The sequence below is a fragment of the Streptomyces sp. NPDC030991 genome (assembly GCF_055571235.1).
On the sequence record NZ_JBVIFR010000002.1, the window covers coordinates 422016 to 446798 of the forward strand.

At 71.9% G+C, this 24783-nt stretch carries 27 protein-coding genes; 12 read left to right on the top strand and 15 right to left on the bottom strand.

The window, feature by feature from the left end; genetic code table 11:
• Positions 1-4 precede the first annotated feature (4 nt).
• A complete protein-coding gene (locus ACZ45E_RS05420; RefSeq protein ID WP_468216812.1) occupies positions 5-1327 on the top strand; it encodes a glutamate-1-semialdehyde 2,1-aminomutase in 1323 nt (440 codons plus the stop codon).
• Between the two features lie 18 nt (positions 1328-1345).
• Here the strand turns inward: ACZ45E_RS05420 and ACZ45E_RS05425 are convergent, their stop codons facing one another.
• Both ACZ45E_RS05425 and ACZ45E_RS05430 read right to left on the bottom strand, forming a co-directional pair.
• Complete coding sequence (locus tag ACZ45E_RS05425) at positions 1346-1996, bottom strand: phosphatase PAP2 family protein (protein ID WP_468216814.1); 651 nt, start codon at positions 1994-1996, stop codon at positions 1346-1348.
• Positions 1997-2269: 273 nt separating this feature from the next.
• A complete protein-coding gene (locus ACZ45E_RS05430) occupies positions 2270-2968 on the bottom strand; it encodes an SDR family NAD(P)-dependent oxidoreductase (protein WP_468216816.1) in 699 nt (232 codons plus the stop codon).
• Positions 2969-3082: 114 nt separating this feature from the next.
• Between ACZ45E_RS05430 and ACZ45E_RS05435 the strand changes: the two genes are divergently transcribed.
• A complete protein-coding gene (locus ACZ45E_RS05435) occupies positions 3083-4015 on the top strand; it encodes a helix-turn-helix transcriptional regulator (protein WP_468216819.1) in 933 nt (310 codons plus the stop codon).
• Here ACZ45E_RS05435 and ACZ45E_RS05440 read toward each other — a convergent pair.
• A complete protein-coding gene (locus ACZ45E_RS05440) occupies positions 3997-5037 on the bottom strand; it encodes a DNA topoisomerase IB (protein WP_468216822.1) in 1041 nt (346 codons plus the stop codon). The genes ACZ45E_RS05435 and ACZ45E_RS05440 overlap by 19 nt on opposite strands.
• Positions 5038-5181: 144 nt before the next feature.
• Between ACZ45E_RS05440 and ACZ45E_RS05445 the strand changes: the two genes are divergently transcribed.
• Positions 5182-5700, top strand: a complete 519-nt coding sequence (locus ACZ45E_RS05445) for a DUF1360 domain-containing protein (RefSeq protein WP_468216824.1) — start codon at positions 5182-5184, stop codon at positions 5698-5700.
• 76 nt (positions 5701-5776) lie between these two features.
• Here ACZ45E_RS05445 and ACZ45E_RS05450 read toward each other — a convergent pair whose 3' ends face one another.
• Together ACZ45E_RS05450 and ACZ45E_RS05455 are read right to left on the bottom strand one after the other, a co-directional pair.
• Positions 5777-7435, bottom strand: coding sequence for a catalase (locus ACZ45E_RS05450; RefSeq protein ID WP_468216826.1), 1659 nt, complete (start codon positions 7433-7435; stop codon positions 5777-5779).
• A 111-nt stretch (positions 7436-7546) separates the two neighbouring features.
• Positions 7547-7789, bottom strand: a complete 243-nt coding sequence (locus tag ACZ45E_RS05455) for a DUF6480 family protein (RefSeq protein WP_468216828.1) — start codon at positions 7787-7789, stop codon at positions 7547-7549.
• A gap of 150 nt (positions 7790-7939) precedes the next feature.
• Between ACZ45E_RS05455 and ACZ45E_RS05460 the strand changes: the two genes are divergently transcribed.
• The 4 genes from ACZ45E_RS05460 to ACZ45E_RS05475 all read left to right on the top strand — a co-directional run bounded on the left by ACZ45E_RS05460 (position 7940) and on the right by ACZ45E_RS05475 (position 10759).
• Entirely contained in the window at positions 7940-8749 is an 810-nt protein-coding gene (locus ACZ45E_RS05460; RefSeq protein WP_468216830.1) for an SDR family oxidoreductase, read from the top strand.
• A gap of 299 nt (positions 8750-9048) precedes the next feature.
• Entirely contained in the window at positions 9049-9765 is a 717-nt protein-coding gene (locus tag ACZ45E_RS05465; protein WP_468216832.1) for a nucleotidyltransferase family protein, read from the top strand.
• Positions 9762-10016 (top strand): hypothetical protein, encoded by a 255-nt coding sequence (locus ACZ45E_RS05470; RefSeq protein WP_468216834.1) that lies wholly within the window; start codon positions 9762-9764, stop codon positions 10014-10016. Before ACZ45E_RS05465 ends, ACZ45E_RS05470 begins: the two co-directional genes overlap by 4 nt.
• On the top strand, positions 10013-10759 hold the full coding sequence (locus ACZ45E_RS05475) for a metallophosphoesterase family protein (RefSeq protein WP_468216836.1): 747 nt from the start codon (positions 10013-10015) through the stop codon (positions 10757-10759). Before ACZ45E_RS05470 ends, ACZ45E_RS05475 begins: the two co-directional genes overlap by 4 nt.
• Before the next feature lie 317 nt (positions 10760-11076).
• On the opposite strand, the gene ACZ45E_RS05480 is transcribed toward ACZ45E_RS05475, so the two are convergent.
• Positions 11077-11439 carry a DUF6479 family protein gene (locus tag ACZ45E_RS05480; RefSeq protein WP_468216838.1) on the bottom strand — a complete coding sequence of 121 codons (363 nt, stop codon included), beginning with the start codon at positions 11437-11439 and terminating at the stop codon, positions 11077-11079.
• Positions 11440-11785: 346 nt separating this feature from the next.
• Between ACZ45E_RS05480 and ACZ45E_RS05485 the strand changes: the two genes are divergently transcribed.
• Entirely contained in the window at positions 11786-12448 is a 663-nt protein-coding gene (locus tag ACZ45E_RS05485) for a hypothetical protein (RefSeq protein ID WP_468216840.1), read from the top strand.
• Positions 12445-12831, top strand: a complete 387-nt coding sequence (locus ACZ45E_RS05490; RefSeq protein WP_468216841.1) for a hypothetical protein — start codon at positions 12445-12447, stop codon at positions 12829-12831. The genes ACZ45E_RS05485 and ACZ45E_RS05490 overlap by 4 nt, the downstream gene beginning before the upstream one ends.
• Positions 12832-13003: 172 nt before the next feature.
• On the opposite strand, the gene ACZ45E_RS05495 is transcribed toward ACZ45E_RS05490, so the two are convergent.
• From ACZ45E_RS05495 to ACZ45E_RS05510, 4 genes are all read right to left on the bottom strand, one after another.
• Positions 13004-13537 carry a DUF5994 family protein gene (locus ACZ45E_RS05495; protein WP_468216842.1) on the bottom strand — a complete coding sequence of 178 codons (534 nt, stop codon included), beginning with the start codon at positions 13535-13537 and terminating at the stop codon, positions 13004-13006.
• A 266-nt stretch (positions 13538-13803) separates the two neighbouring features.
• Complete coding sequence (locus ACZ45E_RS05500; protein WP_468216845.1) at positions 13804-14241, bottom strand: universal stress protein; 438 nt, start codon at positions 14239-14241, stop codon at positions 13804-13806.
• A gap of 205 nt (positions 14242-14446) precedes the next feature.
• Positions 14447-15427 (bottom strand): slipin family protein, encoded by a 981-nt coding sequence (locus ACZ45E_RS05505; RefSeq protein ID WP_468216847.1) that lies wholly within the window; start codon positions 15425-15427, stop codon positions 14447-14449.
• 227 nt (positions 15428-15654) lie between these two features.
• Positions 15655-16092, bottom strand: coding sequence for a DUF5994 family protein (locus ACZ45E_RS05510; protein WP_468216849.1), 438 nt, complete (start codon positions 16090-16092; stop codon positions 15655-15657).
• Between the two features lie 1208 nt (positions 16093-17300).
• Between ACZ45E_RS05510 and ACZ45E_RS05515 the strand changes: the two genes are divergently transcribed.
• A complete protein-coding gene (locus ACZ45E_RS05515) occupies positions 17301-17879 on the top strand; it encodes a DUF5994 family protein (protein WP_468216851.1) in 579 nt (192 codons plus the stop codon).
• Between the two features lie 111 nt (positions 17880-17990).
• Here the strand turns inward: ACZ45E_RS05515 and ACZ45E_RS05520 are convergent, their stop codons facing one another.
• The gene (locus ACZ45E_RS05520) at positions 17991-18920 is read right to left on the bottom strand and encodes a LysR family transcriptional regulator (protein ID WP_468216854.1); all 930 of its coding nucleotides are present in this window, start codon (positions 18918-18920) and stop codon (positions 17991-17993) included.
• A 91-nt stretch (positions 18921-19011) separates the two neighbouring features.
• On the opposite strand from ACZ45E_RS05520, the gene ACZ45E_RS05525 reads away from it, so the two are divergent.
• Entirely contained in the window at positions 19012-19875 is an 864-nt protein-coding gene (locus ACZ45E_RS05525) for an alpha/beta fold hydrolase (protein WP_468216856.1), read from the top strand.
• 73 nt (positions 19876-19948) lie between these two features.
• On the opposite strand, the gene ACZ45E_RS05530 is transcribed toward ACZ45E_RS05525, so the two are convergent.
• The gene (locus tag ACZ45E_RS05530) at positions 19949-20839 is read right to left on the bottom strand and encodes a hypothetical protein (protein WP_468216858.1); all 891 of its coding nucleotides are present in this window, start codon (positions 20837-20839) and stop codon (positions 19949-19951) included.
• Complete coding sequence (locus ACZ45E_RS05535; protein WP_468216860.1) at positions 20836-21474, bottom strand: ABC transporter ATP-binding protein; 639 nt, start codon at positions 21472-21474, stop codon at positions 20836-20838. The genes ACZ45E_RS05530 and ACZ45E_RS05535 overlap by 4 nt, the downstream gene beginning before the upstream one ends.
• A gap of 351 nt (positions 21475-21825) precedes the next feature.
• Between ACZ45E_RS05535 and ACZ45E_RS05540 the strand changes: the two genes are divergently transcribed.
• Positions 21826-23013: a flavin-containing monooxygenase gene (locus ACZ45E_RS05540; protein WP_468216862.1), complete on the top strand. Its 1188-nt coding sequence runs from the start codon at positions 21826-21828 to the stop codon at positions 23011-23013.
• Here ACZ45E_RS05540 and ACZ45E_RS05545 read toward each other — a convergent pair.
• Both ACZ45E_RS05545 and ACZ45E_RS05550 read right to left on the bottom strand, forming a co-directional pair.
• Complete coding sequence (locus ACZ45E_RS05545; RefSeq protein WP_468216864.1) at positions 23005-23175, bottom strand: hypothetical protein; 171 nt, start codon at positions 23173-23175, stop codon at positions 23005-23007. The two genes, ACZ45E_RS05540 and ACZ45E_RS05545, sit on opposite strands and share 9 nt — an antisense overlap.
• A gap of 198 nt (positions 23176-23373) precedes the next feature.
• On the bottom strand, positions 23374-24018 hold the full coding sequence (locus ACZ45E_RS05550) for a LysE family translocator (protein ID WP_468216867.1): 645 nt from the start codon (positions 24016-24018) through the stop codon (positions 23374-23376).
• Positions 24019-24783 lie beyond the last annotated feature (765 nt).

Sequence of the window (24783 nt, forward strand, 5' to 3'; positions counted from 1 at the left end):
CGCCGTGAACGAGGACTTCCTCCTGCCCCGGTCGCGGCTGGCGAACGAGCGGCTGCACGCCCTGATCCCCGGCGGCGCGCACACCTACGCCAAGGGCGACGACCAGTACCCCGAGGGCCTGGCCCCGGTCATCAGCCACGGCCGCGGCGCCCACGTGTGGGACATCGACGACAACCGCTACATCGAGTACGGCTCCGGGCTGCGGTCCGTCAGTCTCGGCCACGCCCACCCGCGGGTGGTCGAGGCGGTACGGCGCGAACTCGACCGCGGCAGCAACTTCGTCCGGCCCTCCATCGTGGAGGTCGAGGCCGCCGAGTGCTTCCTGGCGACCGTGCCGACCGCCGAGATGGTGAAGTTCGCGAAGAACGGCTCCGACGTCACCACCGCCGCGGTGCGCCTCGCCCGTGCCGTCACCGGGCGCCCGCGGGTAGCCGTCTGCGGCGACCATCCGTTCTTCTCCGTCGACGACTGGTTCATCGGCACCACGCCGATGTCCGCCGGCATCCCGGCGGCGATCACCGAGCTGACCGTGGCGTTCCCGTACGGGGACCTGGCCGCCACGGAGGAGCTGCTCACCCGGTACCAGGGCGAGATCGCGTGCCTGATCCTCGAACCCGCCGGCCATACCGAACCGCCACCCGGATACCTCGCCGGGCTGCGCGAGCTGGCCGACCGGCACGGCTGCCTCCTCGTCTTCGACGAGATGATCACCGGGCTCCGCTGGTCCGAGGCGGGCGCCCAGGGCCTGTACGGCGTCGTCCCCGACCTCTCCACGTTCGGCAAGGCGCTGGGCAACGGGTGCGCCGTCTCCGCGCTGGCCGGGCGGCGCGACGTGATGGAGCAGGGCGGGCTGCGGCACTCCGGGGACCGGGTGTTCCTGCTCTCCACCACGCACGGGGCGGAGACGCACTCCCTGGCGGCCGCGATGGCCGTGCTCACCACCTACGTCGAGGAGGGCATCACCGCTCGGCTGCACGCCCTGGGCGAGCGGCTGGCCGCCGGTGTCCGCGCGGTCGCGGCCGGCATGGGCGTCGCCGACCACGTCCTCGTCCGGGGGCGGGCCAGCAACCTGGTCTTCGCCACCCTCGACGAGGCCGGGCAGCCGTCGCAGCGGTACCGCACCCTGTTCCTGCGCCGGCTCCTCGCGGGCGGGGTGCTGGCTCCGTCGTTCGTGGTGTCCAGCGCGCTCAGCGACGCCGACATCGACCGCACCGTCGAGGTGGTGGCCCAGGCGTGCGCCGTGTACCGCAAGGCGCTGGACGCCGGCGACCCCACACCGTGGCTGGGCGGGCGGCCGGTGAAGCCGGTCTTCCGCCGCCTGGTGTGAGACGGGGCCGACGCGGCGTCAACGCCGCTGCCGGTGGCCGGAGTCGGAGATGCGGTCGGCCAGCCGGTCGACCAGCCACGCGGTCACCGGCACCACCGCGAGCGCGGTGCACCAGCCGCCGACGGCGTCGGTCGGGTAGTGCGCGCCCAGAGCGACCTGCGCCCAGCCCATGACGGCGCCCGCGACCAGTGCCGCGCCGAGCACGAGCGACAGGCCGGCCGTCCTTCCGAGGCCGAGCCGGCCGGACGCGAGCAGCGCCGCCATGACGGCGAGCGCGGTGAGGAAGGCGGTGTGCCCGCTCGGGTAGGACAGGTTCCCCGCACCGTGGATGGTGCGTCCCACCAGGTGCTTGAGGAGCGTCGCCGTCCCCACGGTCAGACAGACGCCGGCCACGACGAGCGCCGCCGCGCGAGGGCGGCGCAGCAGCAGGCAGCACGCCACGGCGGCCAGTATCAGCACGGCCGCCCCTGCGGGCTCCCCCAGGAAGTCCGTGGCCAGCGCGGGGCTCCGCCACGGCGGCCGCACGCTGTCCGCGGTCGGTCGCACGAGCCACCTGTCCACCCTGCCGGGCTCGCCGCGGCCCGCGTACAGGACCCCGAGCGCGAGGACCACCAGCGTGGCCAGCGCCGCGGTCAGTCCGAGCCACCCGCACAGCGCCGGAGGCAGCACCGCGGGCTCGGGCCCGCGAGCCGGACGCCCACCGCGCCCGGTGTGCCCGGTGTGCCCGGTGTGCCCGGTCGGCCCGCTCCCCCTCGCGGCGACCGGCGCGGGTAAATGGTGCTCCGGATCCTGGCTCCCCGGGGCAGGGCGAGGGTGCGCCTCTTCGTCCGTCCGCCGGCCAGCCATGAATCAGCGCCTTCCTGTTCGCCCCGCTCCGTTCCGGGTCCTCCAAGAATGCCCGGTGCCGTCCGGCGACGTGGCGGCTTCCCGGAACGCGCGCTGTCAGGACCAGCCGATCTCGCCATGGCGGGAGACGAAACGGCCGGTTCCCGCGCCCGGCCCCTCGGTCGCGAGGGCGACGATCGCGTCCGTGCCCTCGGTGACGGTCTGGGGGCCGCTGTGCGCGTTGAGGTCGGTCGCGGTGTACCCGGGGTCGGCCGCGTTGACGCGGATGTCCTTGAGCGCCTTGGCGTACTGGGTGGTCAGCATCGTCAGCGCCGCCTTCGACGAGGTGTACAGCGGTGCGACGACACGTGACTCGGGGCGCTCGGGGTCGTGGGTGAGGGCGAGGGAGCCCATGCCGCTGCTGACGTTGACGATCACCGGGTCGTCCGACCGGCGCAGCAGCGGCAGGAACGCGCTGGTGGTGCGGACGACGCCGACGACGTTGACGTCGAGGACGGCGAGGGCCTCGGCGGCGGTGAGGTCACCGGGGTCGCCGGTGGGGCCGTGCACGCCGGCGTTGTTGATGAGGACGTCGATGCGGCCCTCGTGTGCGGCGACGTTCGCGGCCGCGGCGGCCACGGACGCGTCGTCGCGGACGTCGAGCGGGACGTGGCGGGCGCCGAGCGCGGCGGCGGCCTCCTCGCCCCGCTCACGGTCGCGGGCCCCGATGAGGACGGTGTGGCCCTGCTCGATCAGGCGGCGGGCGGTCTCGCGGCCGAGACCCTTGTTGGCTCCGGTGATGAAGGTGATCGTCATGCCGTCGAGGATCCGGCAGCCAGGAGGCACGGGCCAGGGAGACTTCGACGGTAGGAAGGGCGGTACCACCTTCGCGGCTGCGCCGGGGGCCGCGAAGGCGGGAGGATGAGGATCATGACGGCGAAACCCGCGACCGGCCTCGGCGCGATGATCCGCATGTGGCGCGACCGGCTGCCCCCGGCGGCGGCCGGGCTGCCGACGGCCCGCGGGCGCCGCGCGGCCGGGCTGCGCCGCGAGGAGCTGGCCGACCTCGCCGGAATGTCGGTCGACTACGTCGTGCGCCTCGAACAGGGACGCGCCAGTACGCCCTCGGCGAGCGTGGTGGCCTCCCTGGCGCGCGCCCTGCAACTGTCCACGGCCGAGCGGGACCACTTGTACCGGCTGGCCCGGCTCGTCCCCCCGGCGCCCGGCGCGGTCTCCGACCACCTTCCGCCCGGCGTGCAGCGGGTCCTCGCCCGGCTCGGGGACATCGCGGTCGCCGTCTTCGCAGCGGACTGGCAGTTGATCTGGTGGAACCACGGCTGGGCCGCGCTCCTCGGCGATCCGTCCGCCTCGCCGCCGCGGCTGCGCAACTTCGCCCGCGACCGGTTCCCGGTCGACGACAGCCCCGCCCGGCTCGCGCTGTGGCCGGTGACCGAGACGGACCGGGACGCCACCGACGCCGCCGTCGTCTCCGACCTGCGCCGCGCCACCGGCCGCTTCCCGAAGGACCCGCGCCTGGGCGCCCTGATCCGCGAACTGAACGCGGGCAGCGCGAGATTCGCCGAGCTGTGGGCCAGGGGTGAGGTGACGGCGCACCGGGAGGACCACAAGACGATCGACCACCCGTCGGTGGGGCCGGTCACGGTGGACTGCGACGTCCTGGCCGACGGCGAGCTCAAGATCGTGATCATGACGGCCGTCCCCGGCAGCGCGGACGAGACCAAGCTCCGGCTGACCGCCGTCGGCGGCCCGGGCGCGAGGACCGGGAGGACCGCGGAGAGCGCGGAGCACGCGGAGGGGGCGGGGAGGGCGGCGGACGCGGCTCCTCACTCCTCCGCCGGCTGACCCTCCTGGTCTTCCCGGAGCATCCGCAGCACCGCCCGTTCGACGGGCCCGTGGGTGGCGGGAGCGCCGGCGGTGCCCTCGTCACCGAGGTGGGCGAGGGCGTCGGTGACCGTGACGCCCTCCTCGTACAACTCGATGACCCGCGGGTTGATGTAGGAGGCGCGGCAGACCGCGGGGGTGTTGCCGAGGTAGCCGGCCACCTCGCGCGCGGCCCTGGCGACGGCCCGGCGCCGTGCGGTCTCGCTGCCCGCGACGGGCTGTGAGACGGCCAGCGCCACCGCGGCCAGGACGGTGGCGTGCCAGGTGCGGAAGTCCTTGGCGGTGATCTCCAGTCCGGCCAGTTCCCTGAGGTAGGTGTTCACGTCGCCGCCGGTCACCGCGTGCCAGGAGCGCTGTTCCCAGTAGGCCAGCAGCCGCTCGTCGCCGCCGCGGCGCCGCAACATCGCCGTGAGGCTGCGGCAGGCGGCCGGGTCCGTGATGGCCTGGTCGATCTCCTTGCCGTGTTTGCCGGTGTAGGTGAACGTGGCCGCCCCGCCCCGGTAACGGCACTGTTCGCGCAGCAGCGTGGTGAGGCCGTAGCTGTTGTTCAGTTCGGTGTAGCGGTCGCTGCCGATGCGGAAGAAGCCGAGGTCGAGCAGGCGCACGGCCGTGGCCAGCACCCGCTGCCGGGTCAGTCCGCGGTCGTTCAGATGCCCCTCGACGGCCTCCCGTACCGCGGGCAGCGCCTCGGCGACGTCGAGCACGTGCTCGTGCTTGGCCCGCTCCTGCTCCCCGCGGAACTGTGGGTGGTACAGGTACTGGCGGCGGCCGGCGGCGTCGGTGCCGACAGCCTGAAGATGCCCGTTGGCCCGGGTGCAGATCCACACGTCCTGCCAGGCCGGCGGGATGACCAGGGCCCGGATCCGGTCCAGCTCGGCGGGGTCGCGCAGCGGCTCCCCCTGCGCGTCGAGGTAGCGGAAGCCCCGGCCATGGCGCAGTCGGCGCAGCCCGAGGTCGGTGGGACGACTGTGGTAGAGACACATCCGACCTCCTGAACGGGTCCCGCCGCGGTGAACGGTGGCGCCGTCTCGAACACTGTTACCTTCCCCATAGGGGCTTTTGGCCATTTTTCGACCGATAACAACCGATATCTACCGTTACACCCACCACAGCCCGCTGGAGGAACCATGACCACCGAGCAGTCCGCCGGGCACGAGTGCGCCGCCGGGCAGGAGTACGACGAGCGTGGCGCGGTGCCGCTCGCGGGCTACGCCGTCGTGGCGACGACGTTCGTGGCAGCGGCCGGGGCCTTCGTGGCCGTGGCGCGCCGGCGCGGGGTGACCCTGCCGGAGCAGGTGCCGCCGTGGGACGTGGCGCTGCTGGGTGTGGCGACGTACAAGACGGCGCGGCTGCTCTCCAAGGACAAGATCACCAGTTTTCTCCGGGCTCCGTTCACCCGCAGGGTGCGGGACACGACCGCGGGCGAGGCGATGGACGAGCCGCGCGGCAGCGGCGTCAGGCTGGCGGTGGGCGATCTGGTGGCCTGCCCGTTCTGCGTGTCGGCGTGGACGGCGGCGGCCCTGGTGGGCGCCTACGCCGTCGAGCCCCGGGCCGCGCGGCTCGCGGGGGCCGGTCTGGCCGCGATGACCCTCGCCGACTGGTTGCAGTACGCCTGGGCGTGGACGCAGCAGAGCGCCGAGGGCTGAGCGCTCCGCGGCCGGCCCCGTGGAAGGGGCCGGCCGCGGATTCGTACGGCACGCGGAGCTCTCGGCGCGCGGGTACTCAGCGGGTGACGACGTGCCGCTCGTCGGGGACGCAGTGCGTCATCGTCAGGCCGCTGACGTCGCGCGGCGGATTCTCCCCCAGGTGGGGGAGGCGCTCGCGGTCCTCCTCGCTCAGGTCCTGGCTGGCCAGCGGCTGGAGGTCCGCGACGTCCTTCGGGCCGATGCCGAGCCCCTCGCCGACCTTGAGCCCCAGCTCGTTCTCCACGAGGAGGAAGTGCCAGACCATCCGCTCCTGGACGGGCCGGTCGCACTGCGACAGCAGGTCCACGAAGTTCGCCACGAGATCGTCGCGCTCCCACTGCTCCATCAGGAGGTAGCGCTGCCCCGCCTGGAGGTAGTCGTTGGTGCGCGGGATGCGCTTGCGGGTGAGCCGGCCGTGGATCTCGGGGCCCACCTCGTCGTGGGTGGGGTACTGCGCCTCGCGCAGGCCACCGGTGATGGACGGCTCGTAGTTGACGATGGGGTTCTCGCCGCCCCCGTCGACGTGATAGGTCATCAGGCCGTCGCGCTGGTTGGTGCGCACGTCGGCGTTCTTGGCCTGGTTGACGGGGAGTTGCAGGTAGTTGGGGCCGACCCGGTAGCGCTGGGTGTCGCTGTAGGAGAAGGTGCGGCCCACCAGCATCTTGTCGTCGGAGAAGTCGAGACCGTCCACGAGGACGCCGGTGCCGAAGGAGATCTGGTCGTTCTCGGCGAAGTAGTTCTCCGGCATCCGGTCGAGGACCATCCGGCCCACGGCCTTCGGCGGGAACTGCTGCTCCGGCCAGACCTTCGTGTCGTCGAGCGGGTCGAAGTCCAGCTCGGGGTGGTCGTGGTCGTCCATCACCTGGACGAGCAGCTCCCACTCCGGGTACTCGCCGCGGCCGACGGCCTCGTACAGGTCCTTGGTGGCGTGGCCCAGCCCCTTGGCCTGCACGTTGGCCGCGTCCTCCTCGGTCATGGAGCGGACGCCCTGCTTGGGGATCCAGTGGTACTTCACGAGGAGGCTCTCCCCGTCCTCGTTCACCCACTTGTACGTGTTGACGCCGAAGCCCTGCATGTGGCGGTAGTCCGCGGGGATGCCGCGCGGGCTGAAGAGGTTGATCAGCATGTGCATGGACTCGGGGGTCTGCGACATGAAGTCGAAGATCCGCCGCGGCTGCTGCTCGAAGGTCACGGGGTCCGGCTTGAGCGCGTGGATGACGTCGGGGAACTTGATCGCGTCCCGGATGAAGAACACGGCCAGGTTGTTGCCGACGAGGTCCCAGTTGCCGTCCTCGGTGTAGAACTTCACCGCGAAGCCCCGGGGGTCGCGGGCGGCTTCGGAGGAGTCACGGCCGCCGATGACGGTCGAGAAACGCACGGCGACATCGGTGCGCTTGCCGCGCTCCTGGAACAGCTTGGCGCGGGTGAAGCGGGCGATCGGCTCGTCGCCGAAGGTTCCGTACGCCTCGAAGTAGCCGTACGCGGTCACACCGCGCGCGTGGACGACGCGCTCCGGGATGCGCTCGCGGTCGAAGTGGCTGATCTTCTCCAGGAACTGGTAGTTCTCCAGCGTCGCAGGGCCGCGGGCGCCGACGGTGCGCTGGTTCTGGTTGTCGTAGACCGGATGGCCCTGCCGGTTGGTGAGCGTCTCCCGGTCGTCGTCCGGGGCGGGACCCTTGCTCGATACGTCCGTCACGTTCGTCGACTCCTTCGACCCGTGTGCGTTCCTTTTGCTCCGGTTTATCAAGTTGTTGTGCCAGGCGTCGGCCGCGAAAGCCGGGCGTTTCCCTTCACGTCACACTTCACGTCACAGCAGCAGGACGAGCGCGTAGACGAGGAAGAACGCCGCGATCAGCACCACGAGAGCGATGATCACCGCCAGGGGACCCTTCGCCCAGCCCTTCGGCGGATTGTGCGTCTCCTGGGGGCCCGCCCCGGGCATGCTGCTCTCGGCGGGCGGGGTCTCCCCCGGCGGCACGCTTCCGCCCGGTTCCAGTCCTGTGGAGCTGCTGGGGTCCGGATCCGGGTCCGGAGGGTGGGAAGAGGTCATGCCTCCCAAGTTCCCACGACACGCCAGGACTCACCTCCCGTCCCGGCGCGACCCGCGACCGCGCGGCACGGTTGGTTCCGGCTCCCCGGGAGACCCGCGAACCCGCACGGCCCGACCAGGGGCCGGGGCCGCCGAACGCAAGGAGACTCCATGACCGTCCCCACCGGATCCACCAACGGAGTGGCCGTCGTCACCGGATCGGACTCCGGCATCGGCCGGGCCACGGCGGTCCGGCTCGCCGAAGCCGGGATGGACATCGGCATCACCTGGCACAGCGACCGGGAAGGCGCCGAGAGGACGGCGCGGGAGGTGCGCGGCCACGGCCGTCGCGCGGCCGTCGCTCGGATGGACCTGTCCCGGCTGCCCGATGCCGCGACCGTGATCGACGATCTCGCCGGAGAACTCGGCAGGCTCGACGTCCTCGTCGACAACGCCGGTACGGGGACCGCGACGCCCTTCCTCGATCTGACGCACGAGGACATCACGCGCGTGCTCGACGTCGACCTCGTCGGCCCGTTCCTGTGCGGCCAGCGCGCCGCACGCCACATGATCCGGCAGGGCGGGGGCGGCCGCATCATCCACGTGACCTCCGTGCACGAGCACCAGCCCCGGGTGGGCGCGGCCCCCTACTGCGCCGCCAAGGGCGGCCTCGGGCTGCTGACGCAGGTGATGGCCCTGGAGCTGGCCGAGCACGGCATCACCGTCAACTCCGTGGCGCCCGGCGAGATCGCCACGCCCATGACCGGGCAGGAGGACACGGACGTGCACGGCGAGCGCCGCCCGGGCATCCCGCTGGGCCGGCCCGGCGACGCCCGGGAGATCGCCGCCGTCATCGCGTTCCTCGCGGGCCCCGACGCCTCGTACGTCACCGGCGCCTCCTTCGTGGCCGACGGCGGCATGCTGCGGATGGGCCCGCAGGCCGGATCCCACCTGCGGAGCGACGAATGGCGGCGTCCCTGAGCGCCGCGCCGCCCGCACCACGCGCTGCATGCTCTTCGCCCGCGCCATCCGCACCGCCCGCTCCGCCCGCGCCATCCGCGCCATCCGCTCCGCCCGCTCCGCCCGCTCCGCCCGCTCCGCCCGCTCCGCGCGAAGAGGTGGCCCACGCACCCCTGCGGTATAAGGGAAATCCACGTACGGACACTGGCCCGTGTCGAAACCGGCGGACCGGGTACCGGTGCTGCCTGGAGCAGGGATCGTCGAAGACGGCCGCCCCGCACGCCGAGTGCGGCAGCCGGCGTCCGGAAACGGAGCGACAGGTGACGCGGAACGCAGAGAACGCCACGGAGGAACGACCCGAGCTGCCGGTGACGAAGCTGCGTCCCGCCGTCGGCCCCGCCGGGACGCCACCACGGCACGACATCCCGGCCACCGAGCTGCCGCCCGACCTCAACCAGGCCATCCTGGAGGCGGCCAAGCAGGTCGGCGCCGTCCTCAAGCGGAACGGCCACGCCTTCGCCCTCGCGGGCAGCGTCGCCGTCTACGCGCACGGCGGCACCGGCAACCTCCAGCACGACGCGGACTTCTGCATCAAGCCGGAGGACGCCGAGGCGGTCGCCGCCACCCTGGCGGAGGCGGGCCTGACGGTGTACACGCCACCGGAGGACTGGCTGTTGAAGGCCAAGTGCCTCGGCCAGGACATCGACCTCATCTTCCAACTGGCCCACCAGCCGGTCACCGACGAACTCCTCGGCCGGGCCATCCAACTGCCGGTGGACTCGGTGCGCATGCCGGTCCTCGCGCCGACCGACCTGATGCGGTCGCTGCTCGCGGCCTTCTCCGAGCACCACTGCGACTTCGGCGCCGTCCTGCCCATCGCGCGCCAGCTGCGCGAGAAGGTCGACTGGCAGGCGCTGCGCCGGGAGTCAGGGGACGGCCCGATGCCGGCCGCCTTCCTCTTCCTGCTGGAGCGCCTGGGAGTCATCGAACCGCAAGGAGCAGCACCTCAGGGAGCACCGCAAGGAGGAGACCGATGACCGACCCCGCCAACGTCGAGTACCGCATCGCCCACCTGAAGGAGCGGCTCGCCGCGGAGGAAGTGGGCGATCTGGGCATCCGCGTGGAGCACCGCGGCGCGTCCGTGACGGTCATCGGGACCGTGCCCTCCGCGCACTGCCGTGAGGAACTCCTGCGCACCGCGCACGAGGAACTGGACGGGCTGACCGTCCACTTCGACATCGTGGTGGCCGAATCGGCGGCCCCCGACCACCCGGAGGAAGTCGCATGATCCGCGTCGCGGCAGTGGGGGACATCCACATGGGCGCCGACAGTCAGGGCGTGCTCAGGCCCGCGTTCGAGACCCTGCCGGACTGTGCTGACCTGCTGCTCCTCGCCGGTGATCTCACCCGTCACGGCACCCCCGAGGAGGCGCGGGTCGTCGCCAAAGAGGTGGCCGGCCTGCCGGTGCCCGTGGTCGCCGTCCTCGGCAACCACGACCACCACGACGAGAAGCCCGACGAGGTCACCGCCATCCTGCGCGAGGCGGGCGTACGCGTGCTCGAAGGGCAGGGCACCGTCGTCGAGGTCGACGGGGCGCGGGTGGGCATCGCGGGCACGAAGGGGTTCGGCGGCGGGTTCGTCGGCCGCAGCGGCAGCGAGTTCGGCGAACCCCTGATGAAGGAGTTCATCCGCTACACCCGCCGCTGCGCCGAGGGCCTCGGCGCCTCCTTGCGGGAGCTGGCCGACGACCGTTGCGACACCCTGGTGGCGCTCACGCACTTCTCACCGGTGGCGGACACCCTGGCGGGCGAGCCGCTGGAGATCTACCCGTTCCTCGGCAGCTATCTGCTGGCGGAGGCGATCGACTCGGCGGGCACCGACCTGGCCGTGCACGGCCACGCGCACGCGGGCACCGAGCACGGCATGACCAGCGGCGGCGTACCGGTCCGTAACGTCGCCCAGCCGGTCATCCGCAAGGCGTTCAACGTCTACCACCTGCAGGCCCACGCCCGCGCCGCCCAGCCGTCGTAGCCGAGCGGGATCGGCAACGCGTGACCACCGTTCTCCCGACCATTTGCCGGAGCATTTCCGGAACGAAACGCGGTGGGCCCGCAGCAGCCGTCACGGCTGCCGTATCCAGTCGTATCCATCCGCATCCATCCGCATCCTTCGGTGAATTCCGGTGAACCTCCCGAATCCGGTGGCCCTCCCAGAATGACGCAGGGCGCATGGCCGCCGCACGGCCTGTGATCACGCGCGGGTGCCGGGACGGACCCGGCGACGCCCTGCCGGGCCCCTGACAGCGCTTCCGACAGCGCCTCCGGCGGCCGCACCCGCCCGCGGTCGCGTCAGCTGCCGAGGCCGCCGCTGCCGAAGCTGCTGCCGTCGTCCTTCCGGTGGTCGGCAGGGTCCTGCGACGGGCTCAGGTGCGTGCTCGACTCGCCGTACCCGTTCTCGAGCTCATGCGGCAGCAGCCGGCCGCCGTCCCGCGGCACCTCGTCCGCCTCGCGGTACTCCCGGACCTCGAAGACCGGGCCGCCCTCCGGCATCTTCGGCTGCTCCTCCGGCCTGGGCCGCCGCGACTCACGGTTCTGGATACGCCGCCCGAGAATAAAGGCGCCGATAAGGACCAGGACGACGACGACGCCCGCGATCCACATGAGCAAAGCAGCGGTCGACGAAATAGCGATTTCCCACTCCATCTTTTCCATAGAAGTGTTGTACCCGTCCTGATCAAAAATTAGCTCACGCTTACGCCTGCCAGTTCACCAGCGAATGGCGCAATGGCGGTCGCAGCGACACAGCGACACGGATGCTGCCCGACCAGGCGGTCGTCGTGGATCCGGACGCTGATCGCTGGACAGGCGGCCCCACTCCCCAACCCATGTACTTCCAAGGGCCGTTGACAAGGGAAGTCGCAGGGCGTTGACTGACGGCACGGCGTAGGGCTATGTGAATACCGGGTCCATCGGGTGAAGCATCGCCACTTCCCGCTTCGCCCGGGCCCCGCGGAAACCAGCGGCACTTCCGCGTTCCAGAGGCCGGGCGAGGACAGCCATGATCACGGTCGTCATCATCATCGTGCTCGTCATCGGGGCAGCAGCTCTCTTCTACCTCGGTCGCGGCCGAGCCCGGAGCGGAGGCAGAGGCGCTCTGCAGCGCCGCTTCGGACCCGAGTACGGCCGCGCCGTCGCTCTCCACAACGGTGACGTCCAGGCGGCCGAGCGGGAACTCACCGAACGGGTGAAGCGATACGGCTCCCTCCAGGAGCGGCCACTGTCACCCAGGGCCCGTGAGCAGTACGCAGCTCGATGGGCCGCCGCCCAGGAACAGTTCGTCGAGTCGCCGCACAAGGCTGTCATCGAGACCGACGCGCTGCTGTCGCGGCTGGCCGACGACCGGGGCTTCCCCGGCGGCAAGCAGTTCGAGGAGCGGATGGCCGCGCTCACCGTCCACCACTCCCACCATGCCCATGGCTACCGCGTCCTGCACGCGGCGGCCCGCAGCCAGACCAGCGGCCAGACCAGCAGCCAGACCAGCGACCGGAGCGGAACCGAGAGGATGCGGGAGGCCATGACCGAAGCCCGCGGTCTCTTCGAGGCCCTGCTCACCGGGCCACCCACCGCCCCGGCCCGGCGCGCTCCACGATCCGCCGACGACCGCGGCCGTGCGCCGCGGACACCGAGTCGACGCCATGCGAAAGGAAGCGACACAGAATGATGTACGACCAAGCACGCGCACAACAGCCTCGGAGCGAGGGCCCGGACCCCGCGAGGCGGCACGGCCCCCAGCCGTCCCGCACCGAACCGGCCCGCCCCGGCCGCACCCCCGGCCCGCCGCTGCTCCCCCAGGACGAGCGGGACAAGCTCGCCACGGGGCTCCAGCACGCCCTCGACACCTTCGGGGAGAGCCCGCGTCAAGCGATGACGGAGGCCGAAGGGGTGTTCGACGAGGCCGTCGCCCGCCTGACCGAGACCCTCGCGGAGCGGCGCCGCGTCCTGCGCGCGAGCTGGCAGGACAAGGACGCCGAAGCGCAGACCGAGGAACTGCAGCGCGCCCTGCGGCAGTACAAGGAGACGATGGAACAGCTGCTGCACATGTAGCGCCCCGGGCGGTGGGGGCCGCACGCCCGCCGCACGGAAGCAACTCCGCCGCCACCGGCCTGGTGCACAGCCGCCACCCGGCCCGGTGCGCGGGCGCGTCCGGCCCGGCGCGCGGCGGCTGTGCTCCGGTATCCGTAATCGGCCGGATACCGGGGCCGTGACGGCGCTCGCCTCACCGGTCAGCCAGGAGGCGTCCGCCACGTGCTCCGCGGCGGGCCGGTCCGGCCGGCCGGGTGACGCCGCTGACGCCGCTGACGCCGCTGACGGCCAGAATCCGGTCGGCCGACACGGCGTTCTCATCCTCTACAGCCATGCCCATCGCGGCATGCGCGGCACCGGGGCCGGCCGACGACGGGATCACCAGGAACAGGAAGTGGTCCCGGTCGCCACGGGTGACGATCATGGTGCTGTCGCTCACGGCGGACCAGTCGATGCGGACCATGTGCCCGTCGACGAAGAGATGACCGGGGGTCTCGTCCCAGTCGCTCGCGTCGAGGCCCACACGGGCGAGGGGGCCCAGGCGGGCCGTCAGCGCGGCGAGGAGACCGGACAGCTGGCTCCTGAGGTCGCGCGTCCGAGGCCACCACGCGCCGTCGAACGTCCCCGCACGCTTGGCTGTCGTCTCCATCCGCAGGACCGCACTGCCGGGAAGTACCGCCTCGGCGCTGGTGTCCGCCAGGAGCCTGACGGTGTTCATGGCAGTCATGACGCGAACCTTGCTCCGGGCCGACCGGAGTCGGCCCGGCATGATCAGATCGCCGAAAGCGGTGACGACATCGAAGCCGTCGCACGAACTACCCTCGGTAACACCAGCGTACTCCGCTGACGACCCGGGCGGATGCGCTGCGCGCGCCCCGCAAGCCGCAGAGCCGCGGCAGGGCCGTAGGGCGGTCTCAGCCTGATGGGCGCGCGGACGGAGTCAGAACCGCAACCGGGGTCAGACCTCGGACGGGGTCAGAACCTCAACCGCGGTCAGACCTCGCGGACGACGACCACCGGACAGGCCGCGAGATGGACGCAGTGCTGGCTCACCGAACCGAGGAGGGCCTGCGTGAATCCGCCGTGTCCGCGATTGCCCACCACGAGCAGGTCGGCTTCCCGCGCCGCGGTGATCAGGGTCTCGGCCGGGTTGCCTTCCGTCACGGTCTGCCGCACCTCGACGCCTGTCTCATCCTTGGTGATCTGCGCCACCGCTTCCGCCAGGATCTTGCCGAAGGTGCTTTCGAAGTCGTCGGGGAGAGGCAGTACGGGCCAGCCCGCAGTCGTCGGGTAGTCCCACGCGATCACCGCCTCGACAACGCTGTTCGTCAGCCGGGCCTGACGCACCGCCCACCGCAACGCCGCGCGGGACGGGGGCGATCCGTCGACCCCGGCCACGATCCTTCGCTGATCTCCTACCGGAACGTCCATGGCAAACCTTCCTTGCGGTCCTGGGTTGTTCGAGGGACGGTCGACACGAGCCCGGGCACGGAGGGAACCCGCGCCGTACGCCGTTGCCCGCGCCGTACGCCGTTGTCCGCCCGTGTCCGGCGGCGGCCGTTCGCGATGCGCAGCTCAGTGCTCTGCGGTCCGGGCCGACCGAGACGGTCGCGTCGTCCCGGGCGGCCCGGATCGATCAGCCGCCCAGGGCCTCCTCGGCGTCCCGTCGCGTCGGCCAGTTGTCCCGTCGGCCCCGGGCCACCTCCGCCCGGCTGCCGGCCGACTCACCGGGCACGGAGACCGACCGGGCGAGCGCGGGCGCGGAGGTGACGGGCTTCTGTGTCACCGCCTCCGCGGAGAGCACGGCCTGCCTGTCGCTCCGGCGCGCGAGCCGTTCGTCGGACTCGCCGCCGCTGTCCCTGCTCTGGTGCTCGAAGAAGCGGAGCATCTCCACGGGGAACGGCATCACAAGGGTGCTGTTCTTCTCGGCGGAGACGTCCACCACGGTCTGCAACAGGCGCAGTTGGAGCGCCCCGGGCGTGTCGGCCATGGTCGCGGCGGCATCGGTCAGCCGCTGGGACGCCTGGAACTCTCCGTCGGCCGCGATGACCCTGGCCCGACGCTCCCGCTCGGCCTCGGCCTGCTTCGACATCGAGCGCATCATCGACTCCGGAAGGGCGATGTCCTTGATCTCGACGCGCTCGATGCGCAGCCCCCAAGGCTCCTCGGTGGGGGCGTCCATCACCTTCTTGAGCTCCGCGTTGATGTGGTCACGGTCGGAGAGCAACGTGTCCAGGTCCGCCCTGCCGATGACCGAACGGAGCGACGTCTGGGCGATCTGGGAGACGGCGGCCCGATAATCCCGCACGTTCACCAGAGCCTTGACCGGGTCGATGACCTTGAAGTAGACGACCGCGTCGACGGTGAGGGTCACGTTGTCGGCCGTGATGGACCCCTGCGGCGGGATGCCGAGTACCTCGGTCTGTACGGAGACCTTCCGCATCCGGTCCCCGATCGGCCGGATGACCCGCAGGCCCGGCCCGCGGATGTCCGGCAGCAACCGTCCGAAGCGGAACACCACGCCTTTCTCGTACTGCTGGACGTTGCGCACGGCGAGCGCGAGCAGGACCAGCCCGGCCACGGCGCACACAGCCAGCACGGTGATCAGAACACCCATGGTTCTCACATTCCTTACGTGGATGACGGCCCGGACCCGAACGGCCCGGGTGGCACACGGCCCGGGTGGCACACGGCTCGGGAGGGACTCCCGGCCCGGCGCCCGCGACGCGGCCGGGAACAGGGCCTGCTGCCGAGGCTCGGGCGGCCGCGGCTCCGAGGAGAACCACGAAGTCCGAGGTCCGGCAGCGCGACCGCAGAGCACCTGCCCGCCACGGCCGTCGGCCGTCAGTGGAGTACGGCTCCGGGCCCCATGCTGTCCTGCGGAGTGATGGCCATGCTCTCCATGAGGAGCCCGGCCTCCGCGTCCGTTGCGGTGGGCGACACCACCAGCAGGTCCCACCGGCCGCGGCCGGGCGCCAGCAGGCAGGCGGTGGACGGGGAGCGCTGGGTGGTCGTTCGGCGCAGGCGGACCACCTGGTTGGCGACGAGCAGCCGGCCCGGGAACGGGGACCACACGTCCTCGTCCACGAGGACGCTGGTGACCTGACCCCAGATGTGCGGCAATCCGCCCAGCAGCTTGGGCAGTTCGGATGCCAGATCGGACGAGCGGGGCCACCAGACGCCGTCGATGCGCCGGGGCATGCGGCCCTGGGCCGGCTGGGGCACCAGGCGCAGACGGAGGGCGGACGAGGAGGAGAGCGGGGGCGGCGGGGCGAGTGTCATGGTGACTCCTGGAGGGGGTGCGATCGCCCCGACTCGTGCGCGGGCGGGCGGCGATACGGTCCGATGTGGGGCGGTGCGCGCCCGGGCCGAGGCGTGCTAGGCGGCGGAACACGACGACGGGCGGATCCGCTCGGCGGCGGTCCACGCCGTGCCGGACGCGGACGGGGTCGGCGTGGTGCCATGCGGGAGGAGGACGGCCGGGCCCGTGGCCCCCGGGAACAGCCGCTCGCTGCCGGTGCGTTCGGCCCTGACCACCGCGCGCGAGGTGCGCAGCGGCCGTACGGGATCGGGCCGCGGTGGAGGTCGACCGTGATGCCGAGGCCCATGCCGGTGTGGAGCACGACGGGTACCGCGGCGAGCGAGACGCCGGCGGGACGGGCCGGCAGCCAGGGGCGGCGCACGGGAGGCGGAAAATGGGGAGCGACATGCGACGCCGTCCTTGACCTCGGTGACGACAGTGCGGCCGGGGTCTTGGGCTGCGCCTTTTGGACAATGAGTGCGTACGGCATCGGTGAGACCGGATGCGCGTGGCACGGGCGGAGAAACGGGGGAGCTTGGACCGGCCAGCTCAGGGCCCGTGGGGCGGCAGGACCGTCAGGCGGTCGTGCCCCGAATCGGGCGGTGCGCGGGAGCCGAGCCGGGAACGGGGCGGGCCGACGGTGTGCGGGGCGCCCCGCGTGAGGTCTCGGACGTCATAGGCCGAACCTGACCCGGACCTTCAGCGGCCCGCTCTTCATCACCCGGCGAGGACGAGGCCGGCTCAGTCACCGGCGTACGACATGCCCTCGATGAAGCCAGCCTACTCCTGCCGCTCGGGGCAGCCCGGCGCTTTCCGGGCGATGGGTGGCGGCCGGCCCCACCGGACGACGCCCGGAGGCGGCAAGAGGCGGCAAGAGGCGGCAGGAGAGTCGCACGGGCGAGTGCCCTCATGCCGGTCGGCGGGCCGAGGAGTCTCCGTGCTGCGAGCGATCGACGAGCCGTCCCTGTTGCCCGGCTGGGTGGCGAGACCGGCCCGAGCCCCCCCCCGACGGTCCCGACGCCCGTATGTCTGGTCCCCCAACACCACGGCCGCCTCAGCCAGATGACCGAAGGAGTACGGTGAAGAGACCGAGGGCATTTCGCACACCGGCTTCCACGCCGGGTCGTCCTCGGAGAGAGACAAAACCCGGGCCGCACCCTCAGGGACGGCCCGGAGACGGGTCCGCATCATGACCGCGACCTTCGAAGCAACCCTGCCGCGACCCGCACCCGTCACCGACCTCCCCGCCCGGCTCGTACTGAAGCCGGACGGCCCCTCCCGTGGTCTCCTGGACGGCGCCTGGTGGCCGCGCTCGCGCGACCTGCTGCGTGAACTCCCCGCGCTGACCGCCGTGTTGGACCCCGTATGGGGCCGCATCACCCGCGTCGCCGTCAACCCCGAGCACTGGCCGGTCATCCCGCGCAAGGTGCCCGTCCACGGCCATGTCGTCAAGGTCGGCTGGTTCACGCCGGAGATCGACCCGCACAAGCTGCTGCTGCTCTCCTACGGCACCGGACGCTGGGACCTGCTCATCATCCCGCCCGAGACCGGTACCGAGGCGGCCGCCCGCCTGATGACCGCCGCCTCCGCCTACGACGGTCCGCCGCTGACCGCGAGCGCGCTCATCGCCGCGGACCACGCCGGGCACGCGGCCTCGACGCCCGACCGGCCACTCGGCCCGGACGAGACATGGGAGTACGAGGGCGGCGCCTGCGCGGCGTCACCCGCCGGGGCCGGTGACGTCAGCCGCCTGATCATCGGCGTGTAGGACAGCCGTCGGTCGACGTGAACGGCCGACGCCGGACGGGCCGGCCCGACCCTGCTCCGAAGGCGCCGCGGAACGAGCATCACGGCCCTGAGCATCCACCGGGTGCGGTACTCATGCGGGGCCCAGCCGCACATCGAGTGCGGCGCCGACGTCAGGGCAGTTTCCGCGGACGGTGTCGAGGAAGGCGCCCAGCGCCGGGGAGCGGTCCCCGTCGGCGAAGGACAGGACCAGGTCGGGCAGCGCCGTCTCCGGGGTCACCTCGCAGAACCGGATCCCCGGCCGCTGAGCCGACCGCATGCGAGAGGGCCCGAGACCCACGCCGGCCCCGCAGGCCGCCAGGCCCATGATCGTGTGCACGTCCCGGGCCACGGTGGCACCCTCCAGCGCGGCGGCGTCCTCGCCCAGCAGGACGCGCAGCCCGGCGGCGACGGCGGGTTCGTCCTCCCCGGCGGCCACGATCAGCGGCTGTCGTCGTAGCTGGTCCACGCTCACCGACGCCTGTCCGGCATAGGGGTGCGCGCTGCCCACCACGGCGATCAGATGGTCGTGCCCGACCGGGGCGGAGACCAGATGCTCGGCCCCGGCGCCCTGGGGCGGTCCGAGGGTGACGGCCACGTCCAGTTCTCCGGCGACGAGAGCGGCGGTGCTGCGGCGGGACGCCATCTCGTGCAGCTCCAGCCGTACCCCGGGCCGCTCGCGGCCGAACCGGCCGAGGACGTCCGGGAGCGGGTCGAGCAGCGCGGAGGCGATGAACCCCAGCCGCAGCCGGCCCGTCTCGCCGCGTGCCGCCCGGCCGGCGTCGACCGTGGCCGCCGCCATCTCGTCGAGCGCCCGCCGCGCCCGGGCGAGGAACGCCTCACCCGCGTGGGTCGGGAAGACGCCCTGGCGCGTCCGGTCGAACAGCCGGGCCCCGATCTCGCGCTCCAGGTCGGCGATCTGTTTGGAGAGCGGAGGCTGCGCGATGCCGAGCGCGCGGGCCGCGCGCCCGAAGTGTCCGTGCTCGGCGAGGGCGAGCGCGTACCGCAGATGCCGTGCTTCCATGGCCGCCCCCTCCATATACACAAAGTATCGCCACTCGGCTTTCCATATCTTGCACTGGATCGAACACCATTTCACCTCTGGGATGAGGGTCATGCACCCCTCTTCGAACAGCGTGAACCCCGATCCGAACGACACCGTCTTCGTCCTGGTCCACGGCGCCTGGCACGGATCGTGGCAGTGGGCGGCGACGCAACGGGCGCTCGCCGGTCTCGGTACCGCGAGCGTCGCCGTCGACCTGCCCGGGCACGGCTTCGGCGCTCCCCTGCCCAGCGGATACCTGCTGCCCGGCCGCCCCGGCCTGCTGACCGAGAGGTCGCGACTCGCCGGGGTGACGATGGACGACTGCGCCGACGCCGTCCTGGACACACTGCGCCGGGTCCGCCGCTACGGCCGTGTCGTGCTCGTCGCGCACAGTGCGGGCGGCGGCCCTGCCTCACTGGCCGCGGAACGCGCGCCCGAGCTGGTGGACCGCGTCGTCTACCTCTCCGCGTTCGTCCCCGCCGGCCGCCCCCGGTTCTTCGACTACCTGAACGCGCCCGAGAACGCGACCGCGGGCGGGCAGAGCCTCAACCTCGGCGATCCCGGGGAGCTGGGCGCCGTACGCATCGACCCGCTCTCGCCGGACCCCGCCTACGTCGAGGAGCTGCGCCGGACCCACTACCACGACACACCCGCCGACCGCTTCGACCGCTGGCGCTCCGCGCTGAGCCCCGATCTGCCACTGGCCGTCCCGACGACCCCCGTCCCCCTGACCGCGGCACGATGGGGCCGAATCCCGCGTACCTTCCTGCGCTGCGCGGACGACCGGGCGCTACCGCCGGCCACGCAGGATCTGATGATCGCGGAGGCGGACCTGGCCCTGCCGGGCGAGCCGTTCACCGTCCATACCCTGCCGGGCAGCCACAGCCCGTTCGCCGCCCGCCCACGGGAACTCGCGGCGGCTCTGGTCCGGTGAACACCCGACGCCGCTGACAGCCGCCGCGCTCAGTTCCCCGCCGGCGCACGGCTGCATGCTCAACTCCTGAGCCTCATCCGGCCGGATGGAACCCTGCACAGCCCGTGCCACAGCCGCGTCCTTCCTCCGACGAGCAGCCCGCGCCTGCAGGCGGTCGTCGCAGCACGGCAGCGATCACCTGCCCGGATCCCGTCCTGCGGAACACCGGGGCGCGGGAAGGGCGGTGGGTGTGGAGGACGAGCAGGGCCAGGGCGCCGGTCGCCGCGGACCAGGCGAGGGAGAGCAGGCCGTGGGACCAGGGGAGGTGCGGGGTGAGGGCTGAGCTCAGCGCCAGCTGGTTCACGCCGTACAGAGGGAGGGCGGACACGCCTGCCACATCCATGAGGGTGTTGAAGACGGGGTTCTGCAGACCGGTGTCGACCAGACTGAGCATGATGATGATGAAGAAACCCTCCAGCTCGCCGCGGACCAGAGAGCCGAGCAGAAGGCCGATGCCGCCGTAGGCGAGGCCCGCGCCTGCGAGGGCCAGTCCCAGGGGGACCGCGTGGCGCACGGGCAGGGAGACCCACAGCAGCGTCGTGGTGTAGAGGGCCAGCAGGGCGGCGGTGAGGGCGACGGCGGCGAGTTTGGCCAGCAGCATCGGGAGCCGGGGGTAGCCGGCCAGCAGCAGACGGCGGTCCATCTGCCGGGACTGGAAGGTCTCCGTGAAGGTGACGAAGCCCGCGACGATGGTGACGGCGCCCAGCGCGCTGGCCACCTGGGCCACCCGGCTCGCCGGGACGGGGACGGAGGCGCTGATGGCGTCGAGCGGGATGCGCACCACCGCGTCGGAGGTGCACAGGCGTGCCACGGCGATCCAGAGCGGGATGAACGCGACCGCCAGCGCCAGCGCCAGCCGGTTGCGCAGGTTGCCCAGCAGAGTGCAGCGCAGCAGTTCGGTGAATGCCGTCCAGGTGAGCCTCAACGGTCGGTCTCCTCGAAGTGCAGACGGCCCTGGCGCAGGTGGGCGATCGAGTCGAAGTGGCGCCGGTCGTGCAGCAGGTGCGACACCACGATGATCGAACGGCCCTGATCACGCAGACAGGCGGCCAGAGTCCAGAACCGCTGATGCGTGTCCCAGTCGAAGCCCTGGTAGGGCTCGTCCAGGACCAGCAGCTGCGGATCGTGCATGAGAGCGACCAGCAGGTTCAGCTTCTGCCGCGTCCCCCCGCTGAGTTCACCGACTTGTTGTCGCCGACAGCCGGTCAGTGCCAGCAGCTCCATCAGCTCGGCGACGCGTTCTTGCGTAGGCAGTCGGTAGGCCATCTGGAACAACCGCAGATGCTGTCCGACGGTGAACGCGTCGTTCAGCACCGCTCGTTGCGGGCAGTACCCCACCGCCCCGGCCCGTGTCACCGTTCCGCGGTCGGGCGCGAGGTGTCCCACGGCGATCCGCAGCAGAGTGCTCTTGCCCGCCCCGTTCTCACCGACGACTCCCACCAGCTTCCCGGCGGGCACATCGAGGTCGACGTCGCGCAGGACCTGCCTGCCGCCGTATGCCTTGCAGACTCCGCTGATCCGCAACCGCGGAAGGTGGTGGCGCGTCGTCACTGCCTGCACATGAGCCCCTCGAAAGATCGGACAGGTGCAGCGAGCCGCCTCCGAGTCCACCGCGGAGGCCGGGCCGCGCGGGCTCATGTCCCCTCGCCTCTTTGGCTCATGGCCGCTCGGCCGCGCTCGGCCGAAGGGGTGCGGGCCCTGAGCGGCCCCCGGGCAGGGCAGGCGTGCTGCTGCCCGGTGTGCAACGAGTCCGTACCGCCGGTGTAACGGCGGCCACCCGCTGTTCCGGCCAACAGGGCATCGCCCTCCAGCGGCTCATGCCTTCCCGTCGAACGTGACGTGAGCCGCGGTCTGCCGTTGTAGAGGCCGATGCTCTCGACACCACAACCAGACGTCCACGCTCCCACGATCGTGATCGGAGCCGGTCCCCACGGCCTGGCGGTCGCCGCGCTACTGCGCCGCTCCGGAGTACCGGCCGTGGTTGTGGAACGGTCGGACCGAGTCGGGGCGAGCTGGGCGCAGCGCTACGACCACCTGAGACTGCACACCACCCCCGGCACCTCAAAACTCCCCGGCCTGCCGGTGCCGCGCCGGGCGGGCCCCTGGGTGAGCCGGGACGACTATGTGCGATACCTGGAGGAGTACGTCAGCCATCATCGACTCGATGTCCGGGTGAGCACCCCGGTGCAACGCATCGAACGGGGCGAGGCCGCTGCGGGCGCCCGGTGGCTGGTCCGCACCCCCGACGGTCCGGTGCCCGCGGACGCGGTGGTGGTGGCCACCGGCCGCTGCCACACCCCGAACCTCCCCCAGTGGCCCGGGAGTTCGCGCTTCACCGGCACCCTGCTGCATTCGGCGCACTACCGCTCTCCAGCCCCCTACAGCGGACAGCATGTCCTGGTGGTCGGCGCAGGCAACAGCGGTACCGAGATCGCGAGTGTCCTGGCCGGGGCCGGAGCGGGGCGGGTACAGATCGCGGTCCGTACCCCGCCCAACATCCTGCCCCGCTCCAGCGCCCGATGGCACGCGGCCGGCCGGCTGACGGAGGCCCTCCCCCTCACGTGGCGCGATCGCACCTCCCTGCTCACGCAACGTCTCGCGGTGCCCGACCTGACCTCCCGAGGGCTGCCCCGGCCCCGCACGGGCCTGTACACCCGCAATATCCGTGACGGGGTCAACCCGGTGCTCGACCACGGCTTCGCCGACGCCGTCCGGTCCGGGCGGGTCGAGCCGGTCGCGGCCGTCCAGGCGTTCGAAGGCCCCGAGGTGGTACTGGCCGACGGCACACGGCTGCGACCCGACACGGTCATCGCGGCAACCGGCTATCGACCCGGCCTGCACGACCTGGTCGGCTCCCTGGGCGTACTCGACCAGGCCGGGCGCCCCCTCGCCGTAGGGGCACAGACCCACCCCGAAGTCGCGCGCCTCTACTTCGCCGGATACACCAACCCCCTGACGGGCGTCCTCCGTCAGGCGGGCATCGAAGCGCACGCCATCGCCCGCGCACTACGACGCGAGACAGCGCGGGCACCTCTTCCCGCCGCCCGCGTCGGCGACCGCACGGCCGACACACCCCACAGAGGACACGCTTCACGTTGACGGGACCGCGAAAGCTCGACCCGTCAGCGGCGGGCCCCCGCAGGACGAGGGGATGGCGTCGCGTGCCGGGCCGGTGTCGGGGATACGGGTCGAGCCGCCGATGTCGGACGCGGAGGCGAGCGTCGCCGTACCGGCCGCGACGTGCAGCTCGGGTGGAGACACCGAAGAGAGCGATGCTCCCGTAAGCGAACTGGGTCCCGGAGAAGGCGGAACCGGCAAAACGAACCGGGCTGTCCGAAGGACCGCGACCAGGCCGTGGCAGGTGCTGCGCCGGCCGGCCCAGTCCGCCGCGAAGCCACCCAGGAGTGTGCCCAAGAAGTAGCCGACATCGCGTCTCCCCGAGAGCGACGAGGGGCCGGCTCAGGTGGAGGCAGCGGTGCGGGACAGTGCGGTGTGCAGCGCGAAAGCGCCGAGCAGGCCGCCTGCCGTGAACCGCTGGGCGGTCAGGACGCGGGGGCGGGTGGCCAGAAACTTCGACATGCGCGCCGCGCCCAGCATGATCAGCGCGTTCACAGAGACTCCCACGATGATCTGCACGGCACCGAGCTGAAGCAGTTGCCCCCAGGCCGGGCCGGCCTGCGCGTCCAGGAACTGGGGCAGTAGTGCGGCATACATGAGAGCGATCTTGGGGTTGAGCAGGTTGGTCAGCAACCCCATCGAGAACAGGCGGGCGTCGGAAACCGGAGGCAGGTCCTGGGCCGGGGCGAAGGGCGAACGCCCCCCGGGCTTGAGCATGTCCCAGGCGAGGTACGCCAGATAGGCGGCCCCGGTCAGCTTGACCACCGTGAATGCCACCGGCACCGCGGCGAACAACGCGGACAGGCCCGCAGCCGCGGCCAGCAGGTAGCACACGAATCCCACGGCGGTCCCACCGAGGCTCACCAGACCCGCCCTGCGGCCTTGGGTGATCGCCCGGGAGGCGAGGTGAATCATGTTCGGCCCGGGAGTCAACGCCATGCCCAGTTCGATGAGGGCCACTCCTCCGACTGCGGTCAGAGTGATCACCGGTCGACCTCCGAGAGTTCATCGGGAGCCCCCGCCGAAGTAAGGCCACCCGGTTACAGAGAGCATGGTCACAGCACGAGCTGCGCCTGCCTCGCCCGGCCCAGCATATGACTCCGCCGCTCGGTATCCCTATGCACCCTGTTGCCGGCCCGACATCAAGATGAGCCCGCATTTGCCACAAGGCTGACCGATCGGGTCTGGCCCTCGTAGGGTCCACCCGCCGCGCCGTGGCGGCTCTTCCGTATGCAGCACCGTGGCGGTGGTGGTGCGGGTCGCTGTCCGGCCGAGGACAGGGCCGAAAGCGACCCGAATCCGCAGGTCAGTCGCCCTTCTTCACCGGCTCCAAAATCGCCACGCACTCCACGTGATGCGTCATCGGAAAGACGTCCGATCTGAGGGCACCTTGGGAAACTGCAGGTCAGACCGCATCACAGCATCCCCTGACATGCCTCGAAGGGGGCGAGCGTCAAACGAGCGCCGCGGGTCCAGGCTCCGTACGTCGCACCTCTGCGCCCCAGTCCCCCACCGTCCTATCGTGGCCCCATGAACACGCGCCGTCCAGGACCATCCATGCGGGAGAGCAGCGCGGAGTCCGGCAGGCCGAGGTCCGACGTCCCGGCCGGGTCCCGACCTCAATCAGCTGCCGACCGACCGTCCGACTGACCGTCCTCACCAGCGGCACCGTGATCCTCCCCCTGCACCTCGCCTGTTCCGGCCCGCGTACGTTCGCCCTCTCGGACGCGACTCTGGGCCTCGGCACGTACC